This is a genomic window from Denitratisoma sp. agr-D3 (assembly GCF_054658675.1).
In genome coordinates this window covers 644,784-671,294 of sequence record NZ_BAAGIA010000002.1, presented here as the reverse complement: position 1 = coordinate 671,294, position 26,511 = coordinate 644,784, and the positions used below count along the sequence as shown (strand labels likewise).

27 protein-coding genes are annotated in these 26,511 nt (G+C 56.9%); 2 read left to right on the top strand and 25 right to left on the bottom strand.

The features are described from left to right. Positions 1 to 9: 9 nt before the first annotated feature. From ACYQ2U_RS08215 to ACYQ2U_RS08145, 15 genes are all read right to left on the bottom strand, one after another. On the bottom strand, positions 10 to 1,836 hold the full coding sequence (locus ACYQ2U_RS08215; protein ID WP_459949870.1) for a sensor histidine kinase: 1,827 nt from the start codon (positions 1,834 to 1,836) through the stop codon (positions 10 to 12). A 63-nt stretch (positions 1,837 to 1,899) separates the two neighbouring features. Further along, the gene (locus ACYQ2U_RS08210; RefSeq protein WP_459949869.1) at positions 1,900 to 2,691 is read right to left on the bottom strand and encodes an ABC transporter ATP-binding protein; all 792 of its coding nucleotides are present in this window, start codon (positions 2,689 to 2,691) and stop codon (positions 1,900 to 1,902) included. Between the two features lie 144 nt (positions 2,692 to 2,835). Further along, a complete protein-coding gene (locus tag ACYQ2U_RS08205) occupies positions 2,836 to 3,660 on the bottom strand; it encodes an ABC transporter permease (protein ID WP_459949868.1) in 825 nt (274 codons plus the stop codon). Between the two features lie 3 nt (positions 3,661 to 3,663). Next, a complete protein-coding gene (locus ACYQ2U_RS08200) occupies positions 3,664 to 4,629 on the bottom strand; it encodes an ABC transporter substrate-binding protein (RefSeq protein ID WP_459949867.1) in 966 nt (321 codons plus the stop codon). Between the two features lie 247 nt (positions 4,630 to 4,876). Continuing rightward, on the bottom strand, positions 4,877 to 6,223 hold the full coding sequence (locus tag ACYQ2U_RS08195; protein ID WP_459949866.1) for a TAXI family TRAP transporter solute-binding subunit: 1,347 nt from the start codon (positions 6,221 to 6,223) through the stop codon (positions 4,877 to 4,879). Positions 6,224 to 6,764: 541 nt separating this feature from the next. Continuing rightward, positions 6,765 to 7,475 (bottom strand): hypothetical protein, encoded by a 711-nt coding sequence (locus ACYQ2U_RS08190; protein ID WP_459949865.1) that lies wholly within the window; start codon positions 7,473 to 7,475, stop codon positions 6,765 to 6,767. Between the two features lie 20 nt (positions 7,476 to 7,495). Then, positions 7,496 to 8,794, bottom strand: coding sequence for a TolC family outer membrane protein (locus ACYQ2U_RS08185; RefSeq protein ID WP_459949938.1), 1,299 nt, complete (start codon positions 8,792 to 8,794; stop codon positions 7,496 to 7,498). A gap of 29 nt (positions 8,795 to 8,823) precedes the next feature. Continuing rightward, a complete protein-coding gene (locus ACYQ2U_RS08180; protein ID WP_459949864.1) occupies positions 8,824 to 9,798 on the bottom strand; it encodes a cupin domain-containing protein in 975 nt (324 codons plus the stop codon). Between the two features lie 66 nt (positions 9,799 to 9,864). Beyond that, on the bottom strand, positions 9,865 to 10,686 hold the full coding sequence (locus tag ACYQ2U_RS08175; protein WP_459949863.1) for a hypothetical protein: 822 nt from the start codon (positions 10,684 to 10,686) through the stop codon (positions 9,865 to 9,867). Between the two features lie 23 nt (positions 10,687 to 10,709). Beyond that, on the bottom strand, positions 10,710 to 11,129 hold the full coding sequence (locus ACYQ2U_RS08170; RefSeq protein ID WP_459949862.1) for a hypothetical protein: 420 nt from the start codon (positions 11,127 to 11,129) through the stop codon (positions 10,710 to 10,712). A gap of 43 nt (positions 11,130 to 11,172) precedes the next feature. Next, on the bottom strand, positions 11,173 to 12,618 hold the full coding sequence (locus tag ACYQ2U_RS08165) for an HlyD family type I secretion periplasmic adaptor subunit (protein WP_459949861.1): 1,446 nt from the start codon (positions 12,616 to 12,618) through the stop codon (positions 11,173 to 11,175). Next, positions 12,599 to 14,770, bottom strand: coding sequence for a peptidase domain-containing ABC transporter (locus tag ACYQ2U_RS08160; protein WP_459949860.1), 2,172 nt, complete (start codon positions 14,768 to 14,770; stop codon positions 12,599 to 12,601). The genes ACYQ2U_RS08165 and ACYQ2U_RS08160 overlap by 20 nt, the downstream gene beginning before the upstream one ends. A 266-nt stretch (positions 14,771 to 15,036) precedes the next feature. Continuing rightward, positions 15,037 to 15,960 carry a site-specific integrase gene (locus tag ACYQ2U_RS08155; RefSeq protein ID WP_459949859.1) on the bottom strand — a complete coding sequence of 308 codons (924 nt, stop codon included), beginning with the start codon at positions 15,958 to 15,960 and terminating at the stop codon, positions 15,037 to 15,039. Between the two features lie 131 nt (positions 15,961 to 16,091). Continuing rightward, on the bottom strand, positions 16,092 to 16,568 hold the full coding sequence (gene ssb, locus ACYQ2U_RS08150) for a single-stranded DNA-binding protein (protein ID WP_459949858.1): 477 nt from the start codon (positions 16,566 to 16,568) through the stop codon (positions 16,092 to 16,094). 47 nt (positions 16,569 to 16,615) lie between these two features. After that, positions 16,616 to 17,806 carry an MFS transporter gene (locus tag ACYQ2U_RS08145; protein WP_459949857.1) on the bottom strand — a complete coding sequence of 397 codons (1,191 nt, stop codon included), beginning with the start codon at positions 17,804 to 17,806 and terminating at the stop codon, positions 16,616 to 16,618. Positions 17,807 to 17,910: 104 nt separating this feature from the next. Between ACYQ2U_RS08145 and uvrA the strand changes: the two genes are divergently transcribed. Together uvrA and ACYQ2U_RS08135 are read left to right on the top strand one after the other, a co-directional pair. Then, a complete protein-coding gene (gene uvrA, locus ACYQ2U_RS08140) occupies positions 17,911 to 20,751 on the top strand; it encodes an excinuclease ABC subunit UvrA (protein WP_459949856.1) in 2,841 nt (946 codons plus the stop codon). Positions 20,752 to 20,753: 2 nt separating this feature from the next. Beyond that, a complete protein-coding gene (locus ACYQ2U_RS08135) occupies positions 20,754 to 21,095 on the top strand; it encodes a hypothetical protein (protein WP_459949855.1) in 342 nt (113 codons plus the stop codon). A gap of 65 nt (positions 21,096 to 21,160) precedes the next feature. On the opposite strand, the gene rplQ is transcribed toward ACYQ2U_RS08135, so the two are convergent. The 10 genes from rplQ to rpmD all read right to left on the bottom strand — a co-directional run bounded on the left by rplQ (position 21,161) and on the right by rpmD (position 26,509). Next, positions 21,161 to 21,553, bottom strand: coding sequence for a 50S ribosomal protein L17 (gene rplQ, locus ACYQ2U_RS08130; RefSeq protein ID WP_459949854.1), 393 nt, complete (start codon positions 21,551 to 21,553; stop codon positions 21,161 to 21,163). An 84-nt stretch (positions 21,554 to 21,637) separates the two neighbouring features. Beyond that, on the bottom strand, positions 21,638 to 22,621 hold the full coding sequence (locus tag ACYQ2U_RS08125; RefSeq protein ID WP_459949853.1) for a DNA-directed RNA polymerase subunit alpha: 984 nt from the start codon (positions 22,619 to 22,621) through the stop codon (positions 21,638 to 21,640). Positions 22,622 to 22,686: 65 nt separating this feature from the next. Next, the gene (gene rpsD / locus ACYQ2U_RS08120) at positions 22,687 to 23,316 is read right to left on the bottom strand and encodes a 30S ribosomal protein S4 (protein ID WP_459949852.1); all 630 of its coding nucleotides are present in this window, start codon (positions 23,314 to 23,316) and stop codon (positions 22,687 to 22,689) included. Between the two features lie 27 nt (positions 23,317 to 23,343). Next, positions 23,344 to 23,733 (bottom strand): 30S ribosomal protein S11, encoded by a 390-nt coding sequence (rpsK, locus tag ACYQ2U_RS08115; RefSeq protein ID WP_459949851.1) that lies wholly within the window; start codon positions 23,731 to 23,733, stop codon positions 23,344 to 23,346. Positions 23,734 to 23,746: 13 nt separating this feature from the next. Continuing rightward, positions 23,747 to 24,112, bottom strand: coding sequence for a 30S ribosomal protein S13 (rpsM, locus tag ACYQ2U_RS08110; RefSeq protein WP_459949850.1), 366 nt, complete (start codon positions 24,110 to 24,112; stop codon positions 23,747 to 23,749). A gap of 66 nt (positions 24,113 to 24,178) precedes the next feature. Further along, a complete protein-coding gene (rpmJ, locus tag ACYQ2U_RS08105; protein ID WP_145770805.1) occupies positions 24,179 to 24,292 on the bottom strand; it encodes a 50S ribosomal protein L36 in 114 nt (37 codons plus the stop codon). Positions 24,293 to 24,313: 21 nt separating this feature from the next. After that, complete coding sequence (gene infA / locus ACYQ2U_RS08100; RefSeq protein ID WP_459949849.1) at positions 24,314 to 24,532, bottom strand: translation initiation factor IF-1; 219 nt, start codon at positions 24,530 to 24,532, stop codon at positions 24,314 to 24,316. A gap of 13 nt (positions 24,533 to 24,545) precedes the next feature. Beyond that, positions 24,546 to 25,868 carry a preprotein translocase subunit SecY gene (gene secY / locus ACYQ2U_RS08095; RefSeq protein ID WP_459949848.1) on the bottom strand — a complete coding sequence of 441 codons (1,323 nt, stop codon included), beginning with the start codon at positions 25,866 to 25,868 and terminating at the stop codon, positions 24,546 to 24,548. 19 nt (positions 25,869 to 25,887) lie between these two features. After that, positions 25,888 to 26,322 (bottom strand): 50S ribosomal protein L15, encoded by a 435-nt coding sequence (gene rplO / locus ACYQ2U_RS08090; protein WP_459949847.1) that lies wholly within the window; start codon positions 26,320 to 26,322, stop codon positions 25,888 to 25,890. A 4-nt stretch (positions 26,323 to 26,326) separates the two neighbouring features. Next, positions 26,327 to 26,509 (bottom strand): 50S ribosomal protein L30, encoded by a 183-nt coding sequence (gene rpmD / locus ACYQ2U_RS08085; RefSeq protein WP_459949846.1) that lies wholly within the window; start codon positions 26,507 to 26,509, stop codon positions 26,327 to 26,329. Positions 26,510 to 26,511: the final 2 nt, after the last annotated feature.

Here is a 26,511-nt window from a genome sequence, read left to right as displayed (position 1 = left end):
TCCGCCGCGTCAGGCGGCATCGAGCATGATAACGAACTCCGCGCCCCCCTCCTCCCGGTTGCCGGCGGTCAGGCTGCCGCCGAAACTCTCGACGATGGCGCGGGAGATGGCCAGGCCCAGGCCCAGGCCCTCGCTGTCCCCCTTGGTGGAATAGAAGGGCTCGAACAAATGGGGCAGCACCTCGGCCGGAATGCCGGGGCCGTTGTCCTGGAGGCAGAGGCGGACCCGTCCGCCGTCGCGGCCAGCGCTGAGGAACAGGCGCGGTGCGGCCTGGCGCGCACTGGCCTCAAGACCGTTCTTGATCAAATTCACCAACACTTGTTCCAGGCGCACGGGATCGGCCCGCACCAGCAGCGCCTCGGCGGGAAAGTCGCTGTCGATGCGGGCATTCATTTCCCGACGGCGCGGCTCGACGATGACCCGGGCCAGCTGCACCGCCTCGGCGACGCTGACCGCCGTCAACTCGGCCGGCGCCTTGCGGGCGAAGGCCTTGAACTGACCGACGATGCGCCCCAGGCGCTGGGCCAGTTCCTCGATCAGGTGCAGGTTGTCGCGTACTTCGTTCTGGTCGCCCCGCTCAAGGAACTTGACGGCGTTGCCCGACAGGGTGGTCAGGGCCGCCAGGGGTTGGTTGATTTCGTGGGTGATGCCCGCCGCCAACTGGCCCAGCACCGCCAGCTTGCCCGCCTGCACGGCATCGTCCCGAGTCTGGCGCAGGATAGCCTCGGCCCGCTCCACCTGGGCCAGGCGTTCGTGCAGTTGCTGGTTGGCCACGGTCAGGGCCTCGGTGCGCTCGGCGATGCGGAACTCCAGTTCGTCATGCACCCGACGCAGGGCGACGGCGGCGGCCTGGCGTTCTTCCTGGCGGTGCTGTTGCAGGCGACGCACGCCCAGCAACAGCAGGCCCAGGGCCGTGGCGAAACCCACCGCGGCGGCCTGGCCGCCGGCGGTCTGGCGCGCCTCGGCCAAATCGGTGAAGGACAGGATGCGCCAGTTCAAGGGCCCCACGGGGCGGGACAGCAACAGGTACTTGCCGCTGCCCGCCTGCGGCTTCAGGGCAACTTCCTGCACCGGCAAGTCGCCGTCCAGGCGCTGCCCCGGCAGCAAAGCACTGAGGGGATGGTCGCCGTACTGGCGGGTTTCCGCCAGGCGCAGGGCCAGGTCCGGCGGCAGCGGCCCCAGGGTGCGGTACTTCCAGTCGGCCACGGCGGACAGGAAAAGCACGCCGCCGCTGTCCGCCAGGGCCACCCGGTCGCCGCTGCGGGCCAGGTCCCGCTCGAAGTCCTCCAGACTCACCTTGGCCACCACCACGCCGCGAATGCGGCCGTCGAGCTTCACCGGCGCGGCGATGAAATAGCCCGGTTCCCGGGTGGTGGCTCCCACCGCGTAGAAACGGCCGGTGCCGCCGGCCAGGGCCTCGCGGAAATAGGGGCGGAAGGTATAGCGCTGGCCGACGAAGGACTGGCTGTTGTTCCAATTGCTGGCGGCCAGGGTCAGGCCCTCGGCATCCAGCAGGTAGAGAGCCGACACCTTGGCCTCGCGCTGGGCCATGGCCAGATAACGGTTGGCGGCGGCCACGGTGTCGGCGCCGGGATGGGCCAGGGCGGCGCGCACGTCGCGCTCCAGCCCTGCCAGGTAGGGCAGGGGCTCGTGCTTGGCGAGAGTGCTTTCGAGACTGGCGGCGTAGAAATCGAGCCGCTGGCCGTTGCTTTCCTGCAAGTGGGTCTTGGCCCGCTCCAGGAAAAAACCGTAGGCGGCCAAAGCCGCCAATAGGCACAGCAACAGGCCGCCCCCCAGGAACAGCCAGGACGGGCGGCGCAAGGGCTTATCGGCCATGACATCCGCGCCGCCCAACGGGGACGGCGCGGTTCACGACAAGGCGAAAAGCGGCGGCCAAGCTCAATCCACGGCGGCCAGCTTCAGCTCGTCGGCGGCGTGGCGTTGCTGCTCTTCCATCACCAGCAGGCCCAGCTCCCGCTTGAGTTCGTTGAACTCGGGGGCCGAGGTGTCCCGCGGCCGGGGCATGGTGACCCGCTGGTCGCGCTTGATGGTGCCAGGCCGGTAGGTCATGACCACGATGCGGTCCGCCAGGTAGATGGACTCCTCGATGGAGTGGGTGACGAAGAGGATGGTCTTGCCGAACTCCTTCCAGATCCGCAGCAGTTCGTCCTGGAGGTTGCGCCGGGTCAGGGCGTCGAGGGCGCCGAAGGGCTCGTCCATCAGCATGATGGGGGAATCCATGGCCAGCACCCGGGCGATGGCCACCCGCTGCCGCATGCCGCCGGACAGGTCCTTGGGGAAGCGGTCGCGGAAGTCCTTGAGCTTGAGGGTGTCGAGCAACTGGTCCACCTTGGCGGCGATCTCGCCCTTGCTCTTGTGCTGTACTTCCATGCCGAAGGCGATGTTCTGCGCCACGGTCATCCAGGGGAACAGGGCGTACTCCTGGAACACCATGCCCCGATCAGGTCCCGGGGTCAGGATCTTCTTGCCGTCCACGGTGATCTCGCCGGCGGAAGGCGGCTGGAAGCCCGCCACCGCGTTGAGCAGGGTGGACTTGCCGCAACCGGAGGGACCGAGCAGGCAGACGAACTCGCCCTTCTCGATGTGCAGGTTGATGTCCTTGAGGGCGATGACGTCGCCGCTGGGTGTCTTGAAGACTTTTTGTGCGTTGTTGACGATGATCTGGCTCATTTACGCCTCCGCGCGGCCGCCCGAAGGAGGCGTAGTGGTTTGAACTGGGAAGCCGCAGAGCGGCTGAACCGTAATCACCCCTTTCCGCGGGAAAGCCTGTCCTGAGCTTTGTCGAAGGGGGGCCGGGTGATAGGTCTTCATGGTTCAGTGCTCCAGTCCGCGGTGCCAGCGCAGCAAGTGGTTGTTGAGACGGCTCACGGCGGTGTCAATGGCGAGACCGAGAAAACCGATGCTGAGCATGCCGGCGATGATCTTGTCCGACCACATGAACTCGCGGGCTTCCAGGATGCGGAAACCGAGGCCGTTGTTCACCGCGATCATTTCCGAGACGATCACGACGATGAAGGCCGTGCCGATGCCGATCCGCACCCCGGCCAGGATGTAGGGCGTGGCGGCGGGCAGCATGACCCGGGTGAACAGGGTCCATTGATTGACCCCCAGGTTGCGCGCGGCGCGCAGGTAGATGCCGTCTACGTGGCGTACGCCGGCGATGGTGTTCATCAGCACCGGAAAGAAGGCGCCGATGGCGATCAGGAACACGGAGGGCGGATTACCCAGGCCGAACCAGAGGATGGCGAGGGGAATGTAGGCAATGGGCGGAATCGGCCGCAGGATCTGCACCAAGGGATTGAACAGGGCGTAGATGCGTTGGCTGGCGCCCATCAGCAGGCCCAGGGGCAGGGCCAGCACGGCGCCCACCAGGAAGCCCACCACCACCCGGTAGAGGCTGCCGGCGGTATCGGCCGGCAGTTCGCCGGACACGGCCCAGGCCAGCCAGGAGGCGTGGACGGCCGGATCGTAGGCTTCGGTGGGCATCAGGTAGGCCCACCACTTGAGGGCCACGGCGGACGGGGCGGGCATCACCACCGGCGAGAACATGCCGGCCCGGGCCAGCCCTTCCCAGAGCAACACCACCAACAGGGGCACCACGGCCCCCGTCAGGCTGGACTTCAGTTGTTTTGCGTTCATGGATTACTTGACCTTCAATTCGGTTTTGGCTTTTTGCAGCAGGTCCAGCTTCACCCAGTCGGCGGCCTTGGGCGGATTGGCCATGCGGCCGACGCCGTACTTCTGCATCATGCCGGTGGCGGTATCGACATGGGACAGGCTGACGTCGTAGGTGTAGTCGGCGTTGTCCATGGCGTCCTTGAAGTCCTGGGGCGTGATCTGGTTCTTGAACATCTGCTCACGCACATACTTCTCGGCCAGCACCATGTCCTTGTTGAAGGTGGCGGTGGCCTCGACGAAACACTTCATGGTGCGCTGGGCCACGTCCTTCTTTTCGTTGTACATCTTCTCGCTCATGACCAGCAGGCGGTAAGGCTCGCCCATGGGTGTGTCGTAGGGCTTCATCACCTCGACGCCGAACTTCTTGTTGATGGCCTGGGAGGACTGGGGCTCGGACTGACACATGGCGTCGATCTGCTTGCCCAGCAGGGCCTGGTTCAGGTCGGCGAAGGCCAAGTAGACGATTTCCACGTCCTTGCCCGGCTTGTCGGACCAGGACAGGCCGGCCTTGTCCAACTCGGCCAACAGCAGCAGTTCCTGCATGCCGCCGCGGGTCACACCCACCTTCTTGCCCTTGAGGTCCTTCAGGCTCTTGATGCCGGAATCCACGCCGGCCACCAGGCGGGCGCCGCCCTTGGCAAAACCGGCCACGGTGTAGATGGGCACGCCGTTGGCGCGGCCGGAGATGGCGCCGTCGGAAGCCAGAGCGGCGATATCGATTTCATTGGCGACGATGGCCGGCATGATGTCCGGGCCCTTGGGGAACATGCGTTCCTCCACCTTGATGCCGTACTTGCCGCAGATTTCCTTCATGTAGGACACGGCGCCGTAGTGGGCGAACTTCAGGTTGCCCAGGCGAACCAGGTCGTCGGCCAGGGCGGCGCTGGAAACGGACAGCAGCGCGGCGGACAGCAGGATGCGTGTTTTCATGGGTTGTCTCCTCATCGGTCGGGATTGTGTTTTGGGGTCGCCCGGCAGCGGGCGCCACACCTCTATATTGCACAAGACATGCCCGCCACCAAGGCGGGCAGTAAGTCGCTGATTTGCTTCAGGGCTAAAGCAGAAAAACGGACAGCGCGGACGGTAAAGTGTGCGGATTTCCGGAATTTACACCCGCCCCGTGCGAAAAAACGGACAGAGGCGAGGTCTACCCCGCCTAGCCGGGGTGACGATGCCGTCAGGGGTGGTGGCGGAGGATGGCGGAGCGGACGATCTCGATATGGCCGCGCAAGGTATAGACCAGGTCGCTAAAGGCGAGGGGCGCGGAGAAATGGGCCACGTCCCGTTCGATGGCGTCGAGGCGGCGCAGGAAGTCCTCCCGTTTCTCACCGCTGTCGTCCGCCAGCACGTCGGCCTCGAGGAACTTGAGTTCGCCATAACGCTTGAAGATGCGCGAACGCACCCGCCAGCCGTACAGGGATGGGGCGAACTTGGCGACGGGATAGAGCACGGCCAACAGGGGAATCAGCATCACCACCAGACGGTCGATCAGATTCGCGGCCCAGAAGGGCAGGTAGCGCTGAAGCAAGGGCTTGCCCGATTTGTAGAAACGATCGGCCCGGGGCGAAAGGGGAAAGTCCACCGCCTGGGCCTTGGGAAATTCACCGGCCTTGTGCAGCAGGCCGTGGCCACCATGGACGCTGGCGGCGGCCTGCACCAGCAGGTCCACCAGGGCGGGGTGAGTGTCGTCCCGTACCACCAGGGTGGCGGTGGGCGCCACCAGGTGCACGTCCCGGTCGGGGATGTCCCGCACCAGATCCACACTGCCCCGGGGCAGCACCAGATGGCTGAGGAAGGAAAACTTGCGGGTATAGGCTTCCGCCTGGGCCAGGCTGAGGACATTGACGCCGGGGGCGTAGAGCAGGGTCCACACCGCCGCCGACTCGACCGGACCGACCACGATGGCAACATCGGCCCGGCCCGCCGCCAGGGCCGAGGCGGCGGTCAGGCCGCCCGCGTCCAGCAGGCGCACGTCGTCGCGATCCAGGCCATTGGTCCGCAGCAACTCCTCGGCCAAGTGACGGTTGCCGCTACCGGGCGTCCCCACGGCGATGCGTAGGCCCTTCAGTTGCAGCAGGCGGTCCGGCACACCCTTGCCGGCAAACAGGGCTTCCCGATAGAAGATCCAAACGGGCTCCTGATAAAGAGCGCCAAGGGAATAGAGGTTGTCGTCCTCTTTCAGTTCGACGATGCCGCCCTGGACGAAGCCCGCGTCGACGCCACTATTGTCGTCCCGCAGCAGGGCCAGGTTTTCCAGGGCGCCGGAGGTGGGGCGCTCCACCAGCTCGATGCCCTCCTGCGCCAGCAAGGGCTTGTAGGCAGCGGCGTAGCGCTGGTAACCACCGCCGGGACTGCCGCTGGCCAAGACCAGTTGCTTCGGCGGCGCCGGCTGAATGAAGCGGGAGGTCAGCCAAAAAGCCGCGACGATCAGCACCAAGGACGGCAAGGCAACCGTCAGCAGGTCGCGCCAGGAAGCCCGGCGCAAACGTTCCGCCAAACGGCGCCGGGCGTCGGTGTTGACCAAGGTCCGCCCCTAGGCGATCAGAAGGGTTGTGCTGAACTACTGCACGTAAACAAACAGCTCATGCCTTCTCCTACAAGCTTCTTCACGTACATTTAGCTTCCCCTAAACCTAATTTCGTAAACAAACTACTCCTATCTGGAGTGCTTTATTTACACGACCAGTTGAAACAGTCACTATAAAGAGAAAAAAGTGGTTTCGTGCAAACAGCCAATTAAGCATATCAGCGATCAAATGAAATTACTCGCTGAAAGCTACGAAAGCAGAAGGAATACTCTCGAGACATCATTCCTCATTGCGAGAGATGGGCCTTTCAGTCGCCGGCATTGACGAGGTAGATACGCCAGCTATCCACACTGGAGTCTTCCTGTTCTACGGGCTCCAAATATACATTGAGCTTTTTCCTTGGCTAGTTCAAGAAATTCACAATATCCAATTTAATTAGAAACTAACCAGCAATTGAACTACTTCACGTTGTCAGACTAACTAGTGATCCACAACAACTTGTGCAGCCACTTCTACCGTTATACCCACTACTTGCAGCTTAATTATGGGCATTAATGGCTTTCAGCCAAGTCATTGACTGCTGTTTCACCCAATCAAAATCGCTCTTTGCTCTCAAGCGACTACAAACATACATAGCAAGCAGCTGCCCTTTAACGTACACCGTAGTCATCGCTCCAACAACAGCATAGTCGATCACCCTTCCCTTTTTTGTAGTTCGGAGCTTGGTAACAGTCAGCCAACTAATCGAATTTCTAGCTTCTTCGAAAACCTCCAACCCAATAATTTGGCCTACCTGCATCTGACTTCCCAGTCGTTCTGCAAATTCAGAACTCTTTGAAACACTCTCAATGAGTGCCTGAATCTCAGGGGCTATTTGTTTTGCTGCGGCCTGAAACTGTGCTTTCAATACCCCCTGAACCTCCCGAAAGTTGGCTTCAGAAAGCTCTTTGCCCTCAACATTTCTCAGCGTTTGTACCAAGTAATACTTATCGAGGCGAGGTTCCCTGCCTTTGGCCGCGGCGTTCACGTCTTCGTTGCTCACAAACATAGCTATCAGCCTATTGTCGCGCGGAGTTAGTGACGCTCCCAGAGCATAGATATGTGGTGCCACAGATCTGACCTCTTGATAGCCTGAAGGGCTAGGAATCTGCAAAGACTGCCCGCCAATTTCATAAGTTGGTACCGTTGCCGAGACGTTTGTTACTACTGCAAAGAATATTAGAGAGGCTAAGAACTTTGCTAGCTTCATGGCTTACATCCGATGGGGTGTTATTCAAAAAATTGAGAAATTTCAGTTAAATCAGCTTCTTCAAGGACTCCAATTGCAGCCTTAAGACGAAGGCCTGCCAACAAGGTATCACCCTTGGCTTTAGCCAATTTTTGCTTTGTCTCAAAATATTGTCTTTGCGAGTTCAGAACATCCGAACTGATGCGCAATCCAACTTCATAGCCAATTTTCATGGCTTCAAGTGAAGATTCAGACGAACTAAGAGCAGAGGTATACGCCTCAATCTGAGAAGCCCCATAAGTGGTTTCAAGAAAGGCTTGCTCTGCCTCAAGCGCAGCTGACTGTCTCGCTTTACTCAGCTCAGCACTGGCTTTTTCTTGTAAGGACAAACTTTCCCTAAGTCTCGAAGAAGTTGCTCCACCAGAAAAAATTGGAATAACGATCTGTACACCAATAGCACTTGTATCCACGTCCGTTCCAGGCCGCGCAATACCGTAGGCAACGTTATTTCCAGTTACGGCATTCCCGTATGAGGCAACTAGATCGACTGTAGGTAAATGATCGGCTTGATGAGCATCTACATCCTTCTTCGCAACTTCGAGAGCTAGCTCCGCTAGCCGAACTTGAAAATTTCTTCGTTCGGCGGTTTCGACCCATGACTCCCTTACTCCGATATGTGCCGCCTGAATCGTAAAAGCACTTCTGATGCGCGTGTTCGACGGCATTACATGTCCAGTAAAAAGGGACATTGCTTTACGCTTCACAAGCAGATCTTGCCGTGAATAGATCTCTTGGGCTTTCGCTAGGGCTAACCTGGCCTGAGCTTCTTGCACGTCGACTATTGGTGCCATTCCGACTTGATAGCTATTTTTTACTAACTGAAGCTGTTCCTCCGTAGCCGCCTTTAAAGCCAGCGCCGTTTGAAGAGCTTCATCCGCCAAGATGAGTTCAATGTAGAGCTTTGCTGACCTAAGAAGTAGCTCTTGAGTTGCTTCTTGCAATTGAAGGCCCGCACTTTGGGTAGTTAATTCACCCTGTGAAAAAATTGCCCAACTTTTGGGCCTGTACAGCGGCTGTGACAACTGGATCGTCCAACTAGTGCTTCTAAACCTAGCCTCTACAGGCTCCGCCTCAATTGAACGCAACTGGGAATGCTGCCGATTCATACCGACGTTTGAGTTAAGTGTTATGCTCGGCAGCAGCCCAGCTCTTCCTTGGACTTCCTTTTCAATATTGGCCTCTTGAAGAGCTAGCGCAACTTGGTATTGCGGATCAGTTACTAACGCTGCCCGATAAATTTTCACTAGGTCAGATGCTTGTACAGACGCCGATACGGCCATCATCACGGCAAACAAAAACGGTCGGCACATTATTTCTGAGCCACCCCTTCTATCGCCATCGACATCGAGAAAGTATTAACGCACTCCATGAGCCTTCGTTCTTCGTTGACCGGAAGGCAATTCGATTGAATATCAAACCCAGTCTCGTAACGTTGTTTCGAGACACGGTGTTCGTGAAATTTTCTAAGAAGCTCTCGATCACATAGCAACTCTTTGATGTCGTCTGCAAGGGACTCAAGCTTCAAGTTTTCGTCTCTCAATCTGCTCAGCGACTCGCGAGCAGTGAGCTTGCTTGTGGCAGCTGTAGAACAAATCCAAAACAAAAAATCTAAGGCTCGAGGAGGATGCGTACCAATTGCAATATGTACAGTTTCCTCTCCAATCGGTAAAACGTTATGCCACCACCCGCGGGGAATGTATAAAAAATCGCCAGCCTCAAGGATCTCATCAAATACCGGCTCTTGCGGACATTCATGCTTATGATTTTTACTAGTCTGATTACTTAAGGGCTGCATAAACGTAGGGGAATATATCTTCCAGCGCTTTCGTCCTCGGAGCTGCACAGCAAATACGTCATGGGTATCCCAGTGGTTTCCAAATGTTCCATCGCCGCTAAATGCTATATATGCATTTGCGACAGCTTGAGAGTCAGTAAACATGCTGACCTCATCGCAGAGCTTCTTAGTAGTCAGAGAAACGCTATCAAATCGATTTAGTACCAACGTCGCGCCGCTTCTCATATAGCGGTAGAACGAGTTCTTTTCAAGAACTCGTCTCGGCCGATCTACCTGAGTAAAACCATCAATGAATTCCGAATCTTCGATTTGGCCATTTTTGAATAACCTAATTCTGTTATCTCCAGCATCTAAGCAGAAGACGGCCTGATTTATTTCATCCCAGGAAATAACATCTTGCCGAGCAGTTGCCTTCTTAAAATAGATATTTCTCTCGTAAAAATTCTCGAAAAAGGATTCCTTACTGATTCCAAAGTCAAAGTTCTGCATGTTTATTCCTTAGCATTAAACATCACCCGCCGTAGTGACGAGTATTGACCCAGCTAGAGCAAACGATCAGTCGCCATCTTCGCTGACGTAAGGGGGCGGCTCTTCCGGTTGCGGTTGCGGCTGGGGTGGTGGGACATAAACAGAGCCACCACTGTCATCATCATCACTTTCACTATCGCCATTTCCTGTACCTCCGCCGCCAGACCCACCACTACTTCCAGTTCCCCCGATACCAGAATCGCTTGGTACATACGTATCGACAATATCGTCGTAGTAATACCAAGTTTGCAGTACGTTGCCATTCCCGTCCTCTACCGAGACCCTTCCCCACGGAGTGCCGGCAGAATCTGGGCCAAGGTCATACGTTCCTTCAGGAATATTGAAGCCAGGCCCTAGGCCGATGCCCCCCCATCCTGCATCGTCTGTGTCGGGCATATCGGGGAATGCCATTTCTCCAATTTTATTAAGGGCAGCATTAACCGCATCTTGAGCTGAAGGCCCGGCAGCAACAGCAATAGCAGCGATAACGAATGTTGTTGTTGCAGGGACTGCCAGACCGGTAAGAGCAGCGGCTGCTGCCATACCTCCAAGTATCGATGAAGTGACATTCAATACGTCGCTAGGTTGAATGGTGCCATTTTCAAATTTTTGATAAGCAGATAACGAATTGTTAGCCGTTGCAGCCTGACTCAACCCGATAACGAATGCATTCGCGGCCTGCCCCGCTGGGGTTGCAGTCCCCATCGAAGCTAGCACTTGAGTTCCGAAGTTCAGAAGATTCGCTAAGGCTTCTGCCGGGTTTGAAGAGCTACCCAGACTCCATCCAGCCTCTCCATTCAAAAATGCGTTTAATCCATTTTGTGCTATCGCACCATAATCTGTTGCCATTACAAGTGTTCTCCCTTAGCTTCTTACTTCGTTAGATAACTAAACAGCGTTATTGACAGTGATACAACTAGAGGAAAGAGCGTTTCTAGAGGGGTGCTCTGCGTCGCCTTAAAGAGGTAAGTCGAGCCAGACTTATTGATTCGACGAAAGAAGTAAATAAGGTACCAACTGGCAGGAATGCCGATAAATATTCCAATTACTTTCCACTCATCGGAGCCTATTCCCATGAAGGCACTTACGCCTCTCTTCGCAATTAGGCCAAAGAAACATGCAGCGACTAGGCACACGCAGGCGACCATTTTTCCTTTTGATGGCCATGGGAAAAATGCATCCTTAAGTGGAATATTCTTTCTCAGGTTGTCTTCGACTAAGAAATAGACAAGAAGAGAATGCGCCATAAATATGAAGAAAAAACCTAGCGACAGCCCTGCGATTAATGCCATATGTACCTCCGTGTAATTCTGGATACCCGGTAACCGGTTCCTGTTATCTAATCTTTAGTGACTCATCTAGGCTCTGAGCGATTGGTGCCAAAAAGAAGTCAATGATTCGCCGTTGTCCCGTTACTATATTTGCCTGAACCGTCATACCCGGTGTTAGAGATGCACTCGTTAATCCGCTTTTCAGGAGCGTTTGTTCTTGGTTGATAGCGAGCCGAATTTTGTACACGAGCCCGGCCTTCACCGGCACGACAGTAGATCCAACTGGCTTGCTTTGAGTCGTTGTGGGATCGAGCATTCCGTTGCTACGCTCTTCTGCGTCAGGACTAATCCAAGTAACCACTCCCTGAACAACCCCGTACTTGTTAAACGGAAATGCATCGATCTTGATATCTGCAGATTGGCCAACTTTTACGAACCCAACTTCATCGTTTGACACAACAGCTTCTACGAACAATGATGATGAACTAGGAACTATCATCGCCAACGTTTGAGTCGCAGCCACAGTACCTCCCACGGTATTGACTGCCAGACTTTGCACAAATCCGTCGATCGGAGAGCGCAATTCTTTTTGTTCAAGAATCTTTTTTAGTTTGTCCACTTCGCTTTGCTGAGATACAACATCTATTCGTTGCTTTGTAATCTCTCCGACCAAATGACTCCGATGTTCTTCGATTAGTTGAAGTCGTTGTTGTTCGACAGATTTCTTAGCTTCGATAGCATTTTCGAGGTTGCTTTCTTGTGCAGCCACTTCACGCAGTAACTGAGCAACAGAGTCTTCCATCTTGAGATACTCAAACCGAGAAATTATTTTTCCTACGTAAGGCTGCACTCTCTGTTGACGCTCCTCTGCAGTAGCCAATTGAGCTTTTGCCTGTGCAAGAGCACTCATTGCACTATTGATAGATGACGACCGACTTCTAAGAGTGATGTTGTATTCGATCAGTTTTGACTCATGGAAATTTACTCGGCCGATTCGCTGCGTTTCCAACAACTTGAGTTGCTCTTTAGTTAGCCCATCAGTGTCGTATCGTGGCTTATGCCCGTAGAGTTCTGACTCCAATCTGGCCATTTCAGCTTTGGCCGTCTGCAATCGATCTTTCGATGCCACTAACTCTGTTTCATTTAAGGTTGGATCTAGCTCAACCATCAAATCGCCCTCACGAACAAAGTCGCCTTCATGTACATGAATTTTCTTAACGATAGCTTGGTCAAGCGTTTGCAGTGTCTTTACCTTCCCGGTGGGAATGAGCTTGCCTTGCGCAGTTGCATAGATATCAACATGTGCAAAATACATCCAGACAATTGATCCAAAAAATAATAGAAAGACAGTCCAAATAACTTTTCCTCTGTTGTCACTTTCAGCGTCGAAAATTTCTAAGTCGGAAAGTTGTGAAACAGAAGAAGTCCGTGTCGTCTGCCCAGCCACTGGATGCCTCGGCCCATATCCACCGACAACCTTACGTTTAAAACTAAGCACTTTGGCTAACATGGATTTCCGGCTGCTGTTTCAGCAGCGATGAATAATGGCCATTTTTTAGAAATAGTTCTTGATGAGTACCACTTTCTACGACCTCCCCCTTATCCATTACGAATATCTTGTCAGCTAAGCGGATCGTCGAAAGCCTGTGAGCAATCGTAATCGTGGTTTTCCCCGTTCTTGCCTTCAAAAGATTTGCATTTACACGAGCTTCTGTCTCATAGTCCAACGCGCTACTTGCTTCATCAAGGATCAGTATCTCGGGATTACTTACGAGTGCCCTGGCTATTGCAAGCCGTTGTTTTTGTCCGCCTGATAACTGCATGCCACCTGCCCCGATCTGCGTGTCGTATCCTTCTGGCAGCGAAGTTATGAAGTCATGAATATCAGCTGCCTTTGCTGCTGCAACGACTGCCCCCATTGGTGCGTTCTGAGCGTGCATGAGAAGGTTTTCAAGAATGGAATTGTTGAAAACTGTGTTTTCTTGCAAAACGACACCAAACTGTTTTCTTAGCCAAGAAGAGTCAAAGTGGCGAATATCCATTCCTCCGATTTCTACCTGACCATCTGTAGGCATATATAAACGCTGTAGTAGTTTGGCTAGTGTGCTTTTCCCAGAACCGCTGCGCCCCACGATACCAACCATTTGGCCTGATCGAATCTCAAGCGAAACGTTCGAAATTGCTGCGGGCAATTTTTGCGAGTATCTGAATGTGACGTTTTTCAAAAAGATATCGGGCTTTAGACGTGCCATCTTGTGGCGTCCACTTAGTCGTGCGCCCTCCATAGGATGGCTCATCACGTCGATTAACTCTTTCATTGAAAGAGAAAACCTCTGGAACTCTTGCAAAAGTTGTGCAAGCCTGACTAATGGGTGAACAACTCTTAACGTTAGCATCTGAAATGCGATCAATTGCCCCATTGTCAGGTCGCCACCCATCACCAATGTTGCTCCATACCAAAGCACAGCCAGCGAGGTGACTCGCTGTATCAATTGATTGATCGCGCCACTTGTTCCGGATACGTTGGTTACGTGATAAGAGGAACTCAGGGTTGCTGCGGTACCCTGAACCCATCGCCTTGCAATCACTGGTTCGAGTGCAAACGTCTTGACTGTATGTGCGCCTGATATCGCATCGATCAAGAACGAGTGATTATCTGCGGCTGCCTTATTTCTTGCTTCTAGCCGGGTTCGCATTATCGGCGTTGTGCCCAACGTCAAAATAGTCAAAAGCGGTAGCGAGGCCAACACGATGAGCGTTAGTTGTGGGCTGTACCAAAAGAGCACTGCCAGGAATACACCTACAAACAAAGCATCTACCAAAGCGCTTATTGGTGCTCCGGTAACGAAATGTCTTATATATTCAATTTCATTGAGTCGAGTTACCGTTGCTCCGACGCCACGTGATTCAAAATACTGTAGTGGCAAATTCAGCAGATGTCTGATGATGCGAGAGCCAATAAGGACATCTACTTTGTTCGCTGTCCGTGCCAGAAGCTGAGTTTTGAGAATTGAAAATATCGCCTCAAAGACAACAAGAATTGTCATCCCGAGACCTAGAACGTGAAGAGTTGCCAAGCTTCTATGCGCTAGCACTTTGTCTAAAATTACTTGGCTAAATAATGGCATCGCCAAACCGAATGCCTGGATGAGCAAAGTTGCAATTAGTATGTGGCTTAGCGGTTTTTTGTACCTAAGTACAACAGCGATAAGCCACCTAATTCCAAATGGCTGCTTATCGTCGGATAACGAGTACTGCCTTGTTAGCGCGAACACGTTGCCCGTGAACTTTGCTTCGAAGTCCTTTTTCGTCACAAACTTTGGGGAGATGGATTCCGCCGGATTTAACGTAACGAAATACTCGCCGCTGACGCCTAGGACTACTAGGAATTCGCCATCGTTGAGTTCAGCAATGATTGGGAGACTCTGTTCGGCTAACCGAACTACATCTATCTTTAGAACTTTCGCCCGAAGTTGAATGCTTTTTGCTGCAAAGAGAAAGTGCTGCCTAGTGAGTGACAGCCCTTCATATCCTAGTTGATGCAGCAGTTGTTCCGGATCTACGTTGACATCATGTGCTTTCGAGCAAAAGCACAAGCAATAAATGCCAGTGTGTCCAGGGCGACGATCCCCATCGCCGCCTACCTGATTTAACCCCACCACTCATCTCCCAGATTGCAATACAGCGCGTTTGCACTGATTTTTTGCAATTGCTGGCTGAGATTGGCTGGCTATGCGTAATGAATTATAGTCACAAAGTACAAAATAAAAATCGCTGTAATTAATCTAAGTGTACTTAAGCTATCAACATAAACTTAACCAATTGATTTTATGCTTAAAAAATATTTTTACTGGCCAAAATTTCTGTTGTGGATAACCCATCCTTTCTGCGATGGACTAGACATCTAGCTCAATGCTGCTGCGTCGCATCAGGAAATTGGCGTCATGACGTAGTCGTACGTTAACTGGCAAAGCTCTTTGCTTAAGGGCAGTATCCGGTCTTTGGTTTTTACCTTTGGCTGATGTAAGCGGGGATCTTCTGGATCATCTGCACGACGTGCGACAACAACTTCCATTTTCCGGAAGTCGATATCAGGAATCTTGACGTTGAGTAACTCCCCTCGACGTAGGCCCAACACATAGAGCCAGCGTACTAATAGGCAGTTTCGTTGCCGGACGTAATCCCTAATCCAGGGGTTTTCCGGTGCTGATGGCCGGGTCACCCGAAGGAGTTCAGCTATACCCTCGGGCGCAAGTCCTTCTCGCAGGTAGAGAACATTGCGATCTCCCACGCCCGTTACTCGAGCCATTAACGCTGACGTAGCTTGTTTGCTGGCCTCAGACAGCCGTTGATAGGGCTCGCTATTCGAGTCCAGTTTGGCGAGTCTGACCGAGACCAACCAGGACAGATAGTGACATATCCATCGTATGCGCCCAGCTGAAACTGCCATCGATACTTCTGCATGTGCCTTTCCGGCCCGGAAGCGATGGCTTTCCAGCGAATGGATGTTCGTTGAGGGGCGACAGGGCCGCTTCGTCCTAGCCAAATGGCGGAGCTGCCCCATATTGAGCCGGCTCAATCGAACAAGCTCGTCAATTTCCCCTATTTCTAGAACCTTTCCATCCCCTAAACGGGCATCCAGATCAATTTCCTGGATACCAAGAATGGAATAGAACACCTGCAGGGCTCGCAGAGCGCTCTCAATGGTTTTGCTGGCCCGGTTCCTGGCTCGAATGCACGTCAGCGCATAAACCGTAGGCTTGAACAAGGGCGCACCACTGTCCCGATCGACTAGTAGGGGAATCCTCTCCCCTGATGTGGTCTGTATTGTTTTGACATAGAGTTTATCCATGTATTAACGCTAACATGGGTAAACACTGTGCCGGAAATACGGAACAGCCTCAGATTTTTGTAAATAAGACGAAAGCCCCGCCGATACTACAGGCGGGGCTTCCTTTTTTACAAAAGGACCTTAGGTCGATCCTAGAAGGGGATATCGTCCTCGAAATCCCCCAGGCCGCCGGACGGAGGGGGCGGTGCGGGGCGGCTGGGTGCGGCGCTGCTGCGGCTGGCGCCACCGCCGCTGGCCGGGGGGCGTTGATCGTAGTCGGGGGAACCGCCGCCCTCGCGCCGGCCCAGCATCTGCATGGCGTCGGCGCTGATTTCGGTGGTGTAGCGGTCCTGGCCGTCCTGGCCTTGCCACTTGCGGGTACGCAGGCGGCCTTCGATGTACACCTGGCTGCCCTTCTTCAGGTACTGGCCGGCGATTTCCGCCAGCTTGCCGAAGAACACGATGCGGTGCCATTCGGTGGCCTCGCGTCGCTCGCCGGTGGCTTTGTCCTTCCAGGTGTCGGTGGTGGCGACGCTGATGTTGGTGATCTGGTCACCGTTGGGGGTGTAACGGGTTTCGGGGTCCTTGCCTACGTTGCCCACCAGAATCACTTTGTTTACAGAAGCCATCGGCCCCCTCCTCTTCGCTATTGAAATGGCGCGTGCGCCGTCTGTCCTTAAACCGGGATTTTAACGTCAGGGGCCTGCTGTCGCGGTGGCGGAATTTCCATGGTGGCGGCCAAAAAAATCCAGACGCCGATGGGCAGCAGGGCCCAGGCGAAAACGGCGCCATTGCCGTGATGTTTCGCCAACCAGCCGCCCAGGGCACCGCCCATGAACAGGCCCAGGGCCTGGGTCGTGTTGTAAACCCCCAAAGCCGCGCCCTTGGCTGATGGCGGGGCGATACGGGAGATCAGTGAAGGCAGGGTTGCCTCCAGGATGTTGAAGGCGACGAAAAATGCAAGCAGGCCGGCCACCACGGGCCAGAAATGGCCCGCGCCGAACCAGAGCAGTACTTCGGTGGCCAGCAGCAGGATGATTGCGCCAAGGAAAACCTGTTTCATCTGCCCGCGCCGCTCGCCACGGATGATGGCCGGCACCATGAGCACGAAGGAGACCAGCACCGCCGGCAGGTACACCTGCCAGTGCTGGGCCAGGGGCAAGGCACCGTCGGCCACCAGTTCAGCGGGAATCACCACGAACATGGCCATCTGCACCATGTGCAGCGTGAAGATGCCGTAGTTGAGGCGCAGCAACTGGGGGTTGAGCAGCACGCTGCGGAAGGGCGGCCGTCCCGCTGCCTGGGGCGGCGGTGCCATGGCCACCACGTGGGTGACGAGGAAAATCGCAGCGATAGCCAGGGCCGCGGTGAGCCAGAAAATACCGGCCATGCCGATCACTGCGTAGAGGGCCGGCGCAGCTACCAGAGAGAAGGCGAAGGCCAGGCCGATGGAGGAGCCGATCATGGCCATGATCTTGGTGCGATGCTGTTCCCGCGTCAGATCAGCGGCCAGGGCGGTAACGGCGGCGGAAATGGCACCGCCGCCCTGAAGCACGCGGCCGGCGATGCTCCAGTAGATATCCGGCGCCATGGCCGCCACGGCACTACCGAGGGCGAACAGCAGCAGGCCGAAGATGATCACCGGCTTGCGGCCGAAGCGGTCCGAAGCCATGCCGAAAGGGATCTGGAAAATCGCCTGGGTCAGGCCGTAGGCGCCAAGGGCAATGCCCACAAGGGTCAGGTTGTCGCCGCCGGGAATGGTCTTGGCGTGCAAGGCGAAAACCGGCAGGATCAAAAAAAGCCCCAGCATTCGCAAGGAAAAAATCGAGGCCAAAGCGATGCCCGATTTTTTTTCTTCTCGGGTCATCCCTTCATTGACTGCAGAGCGCATAGCCGTCACAGCAGAGGGTTGGGGATCGCGTATATTAACAGGTCACCCCTCCCCGATTCCCCGAGCAGATACCCGCCGTCATGGACGAAATCAAGATCCGTGGTGCCCGCACCCATAACCTCAAGAACATCAACCTTGACCTGCCGCGCAACAAGCTGACGGTAATCACGGGGCTGTCAGGATCGGGCAAGAGTTCCCTGGCCTTCGACACCCTTTACGCCGAAGGCCAGCGCCGTTACGTGGAGTCCCTCTCCGCCTACGCCCGCCAGTTCCTGCAACTGATGGAAAAACCCGACGTGGACCTGATTGAGGGCCTTTCCCCGGCGATTTCCATCGAACAGAAGGCCACCAGCCACAATCCCCGCTCCACCGTGGGCACGGTGACGGAAATCCACGATTACCTGCGCCTCTTGTTCGCCCGCGCCGGCACGCCCCATTGCCCGGACCACGATCTGCCCCTGGAAGCCATGAGCGTCTCCCAGATGGTGGACCACGTGCTGGCCCTGCCCGAGGACACCAAGTTGATGATCCTGGCGCCGGTGGTGGCCAATCGCAAGGGCGAGCAACTGGAACTGTTCACCGAGCTGCGCGCCCAAGGTTTCGTCCGATTGCGGGTCGACGGCAAGGTGTACGACATCGACGCCCTGCCCAAGCTGGCCAAGAGCACCAAGCACTCGGTGGACGTGGTGGTGGACCGCCTCAAGGTGCGGGCCGACCAGCGCCAGCGCCTGGCCGAGAGCTTCGAAACCGCCCTGACCCACGCCGAGGGCCGGGCCATCGCAGTGGAAATGGACACGGAACGGGAGCATATGTTCTCCGCCCGCTTTGCCTGCCCGGTCTGTTCCTATGCCTTGCAGGAACTGGAACCGCGCCTGTTCTCCTTCAACAATCCGATGGGCGCCTGCCCCCAGTGCGACGGCCTGGGCCAGATCCAGTTCTTTGATCCCGTGCGGGTCGTCACGGCGCCCCATCTTTCCCTGGCAGCCGGCGCCGTCAAGGGCTGGGACAAGCGCAACCAGTTCTACCACCAGATGCTGGAATCCCTCGCCGCCCACTATGGCTTCGACACGGCAACCCCTTTCGACCAGCTGACCCAGCGTTTGCAGGAGATCATTCTCTACGGCTCGGGCAAGGAACAGATCCGCTTCCGCTATCTCAACGAGAAGGGCACCCGCTTCGACCGCAGCCATGCCTTCGAAGGCATCATCCCCAATCTGGAACGGCGCTACAAGGAAACCGATTCCATGGCGGTGCGGGAGGAGTTGTCCAAATACCTGAACTCCCGTCCCTGCCCCGATTGCCACGGCACCCGTCTGCGCAAGGAGGCCCGTCACGTCTTCATCGGTGGCAAGACCATCGCCGACATCAGTCGGCTGGCCCTGGGCCAGTGTCGCGACTTTTTCAAGGACCTGCGTCTGACCGGCCACAAGGCCCAGGTGGCGGCCAAGGTGGTGAAGGAAGTGGATAGCCGGGTGGGCTTCCTGATCAACGTCGGCCTCGACTATCTTTCCCTCGACCGTTCGGCGGAAACCCTCTCCGGTGGTGAGGCCCAGCGGATCCGCCTGGCCAGCCAGATCGGCTCGGGCCTGACCGGCGTCATGTACGTCCTTGATGAACCCTCCATCGGCCTCCACCAGCGCGACAACACCCGCCTGTTGCAGACCCTTGTGCGCCTGCGTGACATCGGCAACACCGTGATCGTGGTGGAACACGATCAGGAGGCCATTGAAAGCGCCGACTATGTGGTGGACATGGGCCCCGGTGCCGGTGAGCACGGTGGCACCATCGTCGCCCACGGCACGCCCAAGCAGGTGGAAGCCGATCCCAAGTCCCTGACCGGGGCTTATCTCTCGGGCCGCCGCACCATCGCCGTTCCCGACCGCCGCACGCCGCCCAACCCCGAGCGGCAGTTGCTGATCGAGCACGCGACAGGCAACAACCTGAAGGACGTCTCCCTCAGCCTACCCGTCGGCCTGCTCACCTGCATCACCGGCGTGTCCGGATCGGGCAAGTCCACCCTGATCAACGACACCCTCTATGCCGCCGCCGCGCGCCACCTCTACGGCTCCTCCCTGGAACCGGCACCCCATGGCCGTATCGACGGCTTGGAATTCTTCGACAAGGTCATCAACGTCGACCAGTCGCCGATTGGCCGCACTCCCCGCTCCAACCCGGCTACCTACACCGGCTTGCTGACGCCGATCCGCGAACTTTTCGCTGGCGTTCCCGAGTCCCGCCAGCGCGGCTACGAGCCCGGCCGTTTCTCCTTCAACGTCAAGGGTGGGCGCTGCGAAGCCTGTCAAGGCGACGGCATGATCAAGGTGGAGATGCACTTCCTGCCCGATGTCTTCGTCCCCTGCGACGTCTGCCATGGCAAACGCTACAACCGGGAGACCTTGGAAATCCGCTACAAGGGCAAGACCATTCACGATGTCTTGCAGATGACAGTCGAGCAGGCTCGGGAATTCTTCGACCCCGTCCCCGTGGTGGCCAAGAAACTACAGACCCTGATGGACGTCGGTCTGTCCTATATCCAGTTGGGGCAAAGCGCGACCACCCTTTCCGGCGGCGAAGCACAGCGGGTCAAGCTGGCCCTGGAACTTTCCAAGCGCGACACGGGTCGCACTCTGTACATTCTGGACGAACCCACCACCGGCCTGCACTTCCAGGACATCGAAATGCTGCTCACGGTGCTCCACCGCCTGCGTGACCACGGCAACACCATCGTCGTGATCGAACACAATCTCGATGTGATCAAGACGGCCGACTGGATCGTGGATCTCGGGCCCGAGGGTGGCGACGGCGGCGGCCAGATCATTGCCGCCGGCACGCCCGAGCAAGTGGCCCAAAGCAAGTCCAGCCATACCGGGCGCTATCTCAAACCCTTGCTCGTCAGCAAAACAACGTCGAAGAAAAAATAACCATGCCGACTTTTCAAAACTTTTCCGCCGAAACGGCCCGCCTGGAAACCGAAATTGCCCGCAAGGGTGTGATCATCGGCATCGACTGGGACAATCCGCAGCAGGTCCGCGATCTGGCACGTCAGGCCCTGGCCTGCACCGGCGACAAGATTGGGGCCGACTGCGACCCACAAAGCCCCGAGGGTCGAGCCAAAATTGAACTGTTCGGCCTCGCCCAGTTGATGCTCAAGGTCATGGCCGGCAGTGCCGACGAAGGTTTGCTCAGCCACGGCGGACAAGTCTGGAAGACCTTTGCCAAGGCCTTGTGGGCGGAAATGGCCGCCCGACCCGAGAGCACCGACTGAGCGCCCTGCGCGCCAGGCAATAAAAAAGGCCGGCAAGCCGGCCTTTTTTATTGGGCGAAGATCGCTTACTCGGCAGCCTGAGCGGACTCGGCGGCTTCTTCGGGGCGATCCAGCAGTTCGACGTAAGCCATGGGCGCATTGTCGCCTTGGCGGAAGCCCATTTTCAGGATGCGCAGATAACCACCGTTGCGGGCGGAGAAGCGGGGGCCCAGCACGTCGAAAATCTTGCACACGATCTCGCGGTCACGCAGGCGGTCGAAAGCCAGGCGGCGGTTGGCGAGGCTGGGCTTCTTGCCCAGGGTGATCAGGGGCTCGACAACGCGGCGCAGTTCCTTGGCCTTGGGCAGGGTGGTCTTGATGGCCTCGTGGCGCAGCAAGGACACGGCCATGTTGCGGAACATGGCTTGGCGGTGAGAAGAGGTGCGGTTGAGCTTACGAAGTCCGTTACCGTGACGCATGATGAATTCCCTTTATGTTGTGGGGCCACCGCGCTGTGCTAGTGGCCCGTTGCTTTGAGCAGGGTTATGGATTCAGGCTGACAATCAGCCCATCTTTTCGAGACCGACCGGGGGCCAGTTCTCGAGCTTCATACCAAGGGTGAGGCCGCGGGAGGCCAGCACTTCCTTGATTTCGTTGAGCGACTTGCGACCCAGGTTGGGGGTCTTGAGCAGCTCGGTTTCGGTGCGCTGGATCAGATCGCCGATGTAGTAGATGTTCTCGGCCTTGAGGCAGTTGGCCGAACGAACAGTCAATTCGAGATCGTCCACCGGACGCAGCAGTTCGGGGGCAACCGGCAACTGCTTCTGCTCGACCGGGGCCACGGTGGTGGTTTCCAGATCGGCAAAGACGGACAGTTGTTCCATCAGGATGCGGGCTGCACTGCGGATGGATTGCTCGGGATCGATGGCGCCGTTGGTTTCCAGATCGATGATCAGCTTGTCCAGGTCGGTCCGTTGTTCCACACGGGCGGATTCCACTTGGTAGCTGACGCGACGCACGGGGCTGAAGGAGGCATCGAGCAGAATACGACCGATGGTCTTGCCTTCGTCCTTGGCGGCGGGACGGGTGTTGGCGGGCTCATAGCCACGGCCCAGCTCCACCTTGATCTGCATGTCCAGCTTGCCACCGGGGGCGATGTGGGCGATCACGTGGTCGGGGTTGATGATTTCCACATCGTGGCTGGTCTGGATGTCGGCAGCGGTGACGACGCCTTCGCCGGACTTGCTCAGGCTCAGGGTAGTTTCGTTGCGGCCATGCAGCTTCAGGACGACGCCCTTCAGGTTCAGCAGGATGTCCACCACGTCCTCGCGGACGCCTTCGATCGTGGAGTACTCGTGCAACACCCCTTCAATGCTCACTTCCGTCGGCGCGGCACCGGGCATGGAAGAAAGGAGGATGCGGCGCAGCGCGTTGCCCAGCGTATGGCCATAGCCACGCTCGAACGGTTCCATGACGACGCGGGCATGGACCGGGGAAAGGGATTGAACATCAACAATACGGGGCTTTAGAAGTGCATTGCTTTGCATCTGCATTCCTTCAAATGAGAATGCGCCCGATGCCCCGGCAGGGGCATCAGGCGCGAAACAACGAATTAACGCGAGTACAGTTCGACCACGAGACCTTCGTTAATGGAAGGCGGCAGTTCGTCGCGGGTCGGGTAGGACTTGAACACGCCCTTGCCTTCCTTCACGTTCACGTCCAGCCACTCGGGCAGTCCGCGGGACTCGGCGGCCTCAAGGGCGGCCTTGCTGCGCAGATGGCCCTTGGCGCGGTCGGTCAGTTGCACCACGTCACCGGGACGCAGGCTGTAGGAAGGGATGTTCACGCGCTTGCCATTCACCAGCACGCCATTGTGGCGAACGATCTGGCGGGACTCGGCACGGGAACCACCGAAGCCCATGCGATAGACCACGGCATCGAGACGGCCTTCCAGCAATTGCAGCAGGTTTTCGCCGGTCTGGCCCTTCTTGCGTTCGGCTTCGGCAAAGACCTTGCGGAACTGGCGCTCGAGCACGCCGTAGATGCGGCGGATCTTCTGCTTTTCACGCAGCTGCTGGCCGTAGCCGGACAAACGCTGACCGGACTTCTGGCCGTGTTGGCCAGGGGCGTAGGAACGGCGCTCGATGGCGCACTTGTCAGTAAAACACTTTTCAGCCTTGAGGAAGAGCTTCTCACCCTCACGGCGGCACTGACGGCATTTGGCGTCTAGGTTGCGGGCCACTTATAACTCCTTGTCTTCGTCCGGGCGTCAGATACGGCGACGCTTGGGGGGGCGGCAGCCGTTATGGGGAACCGGCGTGATATCGGTGATGCTGGTGATCTTCATGCCGAGGGCGTTCAGGGCGCGCACCGCGGACTCACGGCCGGGGCCGGGACCCTTGATGCGCACTTCGAGGTTCTTCACACCACATTCCAGCGCGGCCTTGCCGGCGGCTTCGGCAGCCACCTGAGCGGCAAACGGGGTGCTCTTGCGGGAGCCCTTGAAGCCGGCACCACCGGAGGTTGCCCAGGACAATGCATTGCCTTGGCGATCGGTGATGGTGATGATGGTGTTGTTGAAGGAAGCGTGAACGTGGGCGATACCTTCGGCAACGTTCTTCTTGACCTTCTTGCGAACTTTGGTAGCTGTCTTAGCCATGCTTTAGTTCCTATTATTTCTTCGCGCCAGCGATGGATTTGCGCGGGCCCTTGCGGGTACGGGCATTGGTACGGGTACGCTGACCACGGCAAGGCAAGCCGCGACGATGGCGGACACCGCGATAGCAACCCAGGTCCATCAGTCGCTTGATGCTCATGGTGACTTCGCGGCGCAGATCACCTTCAACGGTGAACTTGGCTACTTCGTCACGAAGGCGTTCCATCTCGGTCTCGGTGAGATCCTTGATCTTTGCGGAACGATTGACACCCGCGGCTTCACAAATCTTTTGTGCGCGAGTACGACCCACGCCGTAAATCGCGGTCAACGCGATCTCAGCATGTTGATGATTGGGAATATTGACACCTGCGATACGGGCCATTTGGTTACCTTACCTGTTCATCGCCGAAATAAAAGCGGAAAATTATATCTGATTAAACTTGCTCAATCAACCCTGGCGCTGCTTATGGCGGGGATCGGTACAGATGACCCGAACCACGCGATTGCGGCGGATGATTTTGCAGTTGCGGCAGATACGCTTGACCGAAGCCAGAACTTTCATGATTACTCTCCGGAATAGTGGTTATTTGGCACGGAAGACGATTCTTCCCTTGGTTAAATCATAGGGCGTCAGCTGGACTGTCACCTTGTCCCCGGGCAGGATACGGATGTAGTGCATCCGCATCTTTCCGGAAATATGGCCGAGCACGATGTGCCCATTTTCCAGCTTGACCCTGAAGGTTGCATTGGGGAGGTTTTCCACCACCTCACCCTGCATTTCGATAACGTCTTCCTTCGCCATAAACCTTCTTACATCAACGCACCGGCAACCCGGCGCCCTTGAAATTAGCTTTCTTCAACAAACTTTCGTACTGATGGGACATCACGTAGGCCTGCACCTGGGCCATGAAGTCCATCGTCACCACCACGATGATCAACAAGCTGGTGCCGCCGAAATAGAAAGGCACGTTCCACTTGAGAATCAAGAATTCGGGCAACAAGCAAACCAAGGTGATGTAGATGGCGCCGATCAGGGTCAGCCGCATCAGAATCTTGTCGATATACCGTGCCGTCTGCTCGCCGGGACGGATGCCAGGCACGAAAGCGCCGCTCTTCTTCAGGTTGTCCGCGGTTTCCTTCGAGTTGAAGACCAGGGCGGTGTAGAAGAAACAGAAGAAGGCGATCGCAGTCGCGTAGAGCAGCACGTAGATCGGTTGCCCCGGCGCCAGCTTGGCGGCGGCGTCCTTGAGCCAGTTCATTTGCTCGGAGCTACCGAACCACTGGGCAACGGTGGCCGGGAAAAGGATGATCGAGGAAGCGAAGATGGGGGGAATGACGCCCGACATATTCAGCTTCAGGGGCAGATGGCTGCTCTGCCCGCCATAAATCTTGTTGCCCACTTGGCGCTTGGCGTAGTTCACCAGAATCTTGCGCTGGCCGCGCTCGACAAAGACGACGAACCCTGTCACCACCACCACCAGGGCGACGATGAACAATGCGGACACGGGATGCATGGCACCGGTGCGCACCAACTCGAACAGGCCACCCAGGGCGTTGGGCAGGCCGGCGGCAATACCGGCGAAAATGATGATCGAGATGCCGTTGCCCAGGCCACGCTCAGTGATCTGCTCGCCAAGCCACATCAGGAACATGGTGCCCGTGAGCAGGGTGGCCACCGTGGTGATGCGGAACATCATGCCCGGGTCGACCACGAGACCATTCTGGGACTCCAGGGCGACGGCGATACCCGTTGCCTGGAACAGCGCCAAGGCGACCGTGCCGTAGCGGGTGTATTGGGTAATCTTGCGGCGACCTGCTTCGCCCTCTTTCTTCAAGGCCTCCAGGGAAGGCACGGCGATCGACATCAACTGCATGATGATCGAGGAAGAAATGTAGGGCATGATGCCCAGGGCAAAAATGGTGAAGCGCGACAGCGCGCCACCGGAAAACAGATTGAACACCCCCAGGATGCCGCCTTGCTGGGACTGGAAAAGCTCAGCCAAGCGGGCCGGATCGATACCCGGCACGGGGATGTGGGCGCCGATGCGATAAACCACCAGCGCGCCCAGCAAGAACCATAGCCGGCGCCAGAGGTCGCCGAACTTGGAACCGTTGCCTGCTTTTGCACTGGTGGTCATATCAAACGGGCCTTCTCAATTACTCTGCGACGGAGCCGCCAGCGGCTTCGATGGCTGCCTTGGCGCCCTTGGTGGCACCCACGCCCTTCAGGCTCACCTTGCGGTTGAGCTTGCCGGACAGGATCACCTTGGCGGACAGGGCATCGGCGGGAATCACGCCGGCCTGCTTGAGAGACAGCAGATCAATGTCTTCGACGGGCAGCTTGTCGAGTTCGGACAAGCGAACTTCAACGTTACGGCCGCGCACCAGGGAGATGAAGCCGCGCTTGGGCAAACGACGCTGCAAAGGCATTTGACCGCCTTCGAAACCGACATTACCGCCACCGCCGGAACGGGACAACTGGCCCTTGTGGCCGCGACCGCCGGTCTTGCCGAGGCCGCTGCCGATGCCGCGACCAACCCGCTTGCGGGAATGCTTGGCGCCAGCGGCGGGCTTGAGATTATTGAGTTCCATGAATTTATCCTTCCAGCTTCACCAGGTAGGCAACCTTGTTGACCATGCCACGGACAGCGGGAGTGTCTTCCAGCTGAACGGTATGGCCAATGCGACGCAGACCGAGGCCGCGCACAGTCGCCCGATGATCTTGCTTGGTACCGATCACGCTTTTCACCAGCGTGACCTTGATCTTCTTGTCAGCCATGG

Bases quoted from the DNA above. Each gene is read 5' to 3' on its own strand.
- rpmJ (WP_145770805.1), bottom strand. From the start codon at position 24,292: ATGAAAGTTCTGGCTTCGGTCAAGCGTATCTGCCGCAACTGCAAAATC.
- rplQ (WP_459949854.1), bottom strand. From the start codon at position 21,553: ATGCGTCACGGTAACGGACTTCGTAAGCTCAACCGCACCTCTTCTCAC.
- rpsK (WP_459949851.1), bottom strand. From the start codon at position 23,733: ATGGCTAAGACAGCTACCAAAGTTCGCAAGAAGGTCAAGAAGAACGTT.
- ACYQ2U_RS08135 (WP_459949855.1), top strand. From the start codon at position 20,754: ATGCCGACTTTTCAAAACTTTTCCGCCGAAACGGCCCGCCTGGAAACC.
- ACYQ2U_RS08190 (WP_459949865.1), bottom strand. From the start codon at position 7,475: ATGAAGCTAGCAAAGTTCTTAGCCTCTCTAATATTCTTTGCAGTAGTA.
- ACYQ2U_RS08185 (WP_459949938.1), bottom strand. From the start codon at position 8,794: ATGGCCGTATCGGCGTCTGTACAAGCATCTGACCTAGTGAAAATTTAT.
- infA (WP_459949849.1), bottom strand. From the start codon at position 24,532: ATGGCGAAGGAAGACGTTATCGAAATGCAGGGTGAGGTGGTGGAAAAC.
- ACYQ2U_RS08155 (WP_459949859.1), bottom strand. From the start codon at position 15,960: ATGGATAAACTCTATGTCAAAACAATACAGACCACATCAGGGGAGAGG.
- uvrA (WP_459949856.1), top strand. From the start codon at position 17,911: ATGGACGAAATCAAGATCCGTGGTGCCCGCACCCATAACCTCAAGAAC.
- ACYQ2U_RS08210 (WP_459949869.1), bottom strand. From the start codon at position 2,691: ATGAGCCAGATCATCGTCAACAACGCACAAAAAGTCTTCAAGACACCC.
- rplO (WP_459949847.1), bottom strand. From the start codon at position 26,322: ATGGAACTCAATAATCTCAAGCCCGCCGCTGGCGCCAAGCATTCCCGC.
- ACYQ2U_RS08200 (WP_459949867.1), bottom strand. From the start codon at position 4,629: ATGAAAACACGCATCCTGCTGTCCGCCGCGCTGCTGTCCGTTTCCAGC.
- ACYQ2U_RS08215 (WP_459949870.1), bottom strand. From the start codon at position 1,836: ATGGCCGATAAGCCCTTGCGCCGCCCGTCCTGGCTGTTCCTGGGGGGC.
- ssb (WP_459949858.1), bottom strand. From the start codon at position 16,568: ATGGCTTCTGTAAACAAAGTGATTCTGGTGGGCAACGTAGGCAAGGAC.
- ACYQ2U_RS08205 (WP_459949868.1), bottom strand. From the start codon at position 3,660: ATGAACGCAAAACAACTGAAGTCCAGCCTGACGGGGGCCGTGGTGCCC.
- ACYQ2U_RS08145 (WP_459949857.1), bottom strand. From the start codon at position 17,806: ATGACCCGAGAAGAAAAAAAATCGGGCATCGCTTTGGCCTCGATTTTT.
- ACYQ2U_RS08170 (WP_459949862.1), bottom strand. From the start codon at position 11,129: ATGGCATTAATCGCAGGGCTGTCGCTAGGTTTTTTCTTCATATTTATG.
- ACYQ2U_RS08165 (WP_459949861.1), bottom strand. From the start codon at position 12,618: ATGTTAGCCAAAGTGCTTAGTTTTAAACGTAAGGTTGTCGGTGGATAT.
- ACYQ2U_RS08175 (WP_459949863.1), bottom strand. From the start codon at position 10,686: ATGGCAACAGATTATGGTGCGATAGCACAAAATGGATTAAACGCATTT.
- rpsM (WP_459949850.1), bottom strand. From the start codon at position 24,112: ATGGCCCGTATCGCAGGTGTCAATATTCCCAATCATCAACATGCTGAG.
- ACYQ2U_RS08180 (WP_459949864.1), bottom strand. From the start codon at position 9,798: ATGCAGAACTTTGACTTTGGAATCAGTAAGGAATCCTTTTTCGAGAAT.
- ACYQ2U_RS08125 (WP_459949853.1), bottom strand. From the start codon at position 22,621: ATGCAAAGCAATGCACTTCTAAAGCCCCGTATTGTTGATGTTCAATCC.
- rpmD (WP_459949846.1), bottom strand. From the start codon at position 26,509: ATGGCTGACAAGAAGATCAAGGTCACGCTGGTGAAAAGCGTGATCGGT.
- secY (WP_459949848.1), bottom strand. From the start codon at position 25,868: ATGACCACCAGTGCAAAAGCAGGCAACGGTTCCAAGTTCGGCGACCTC.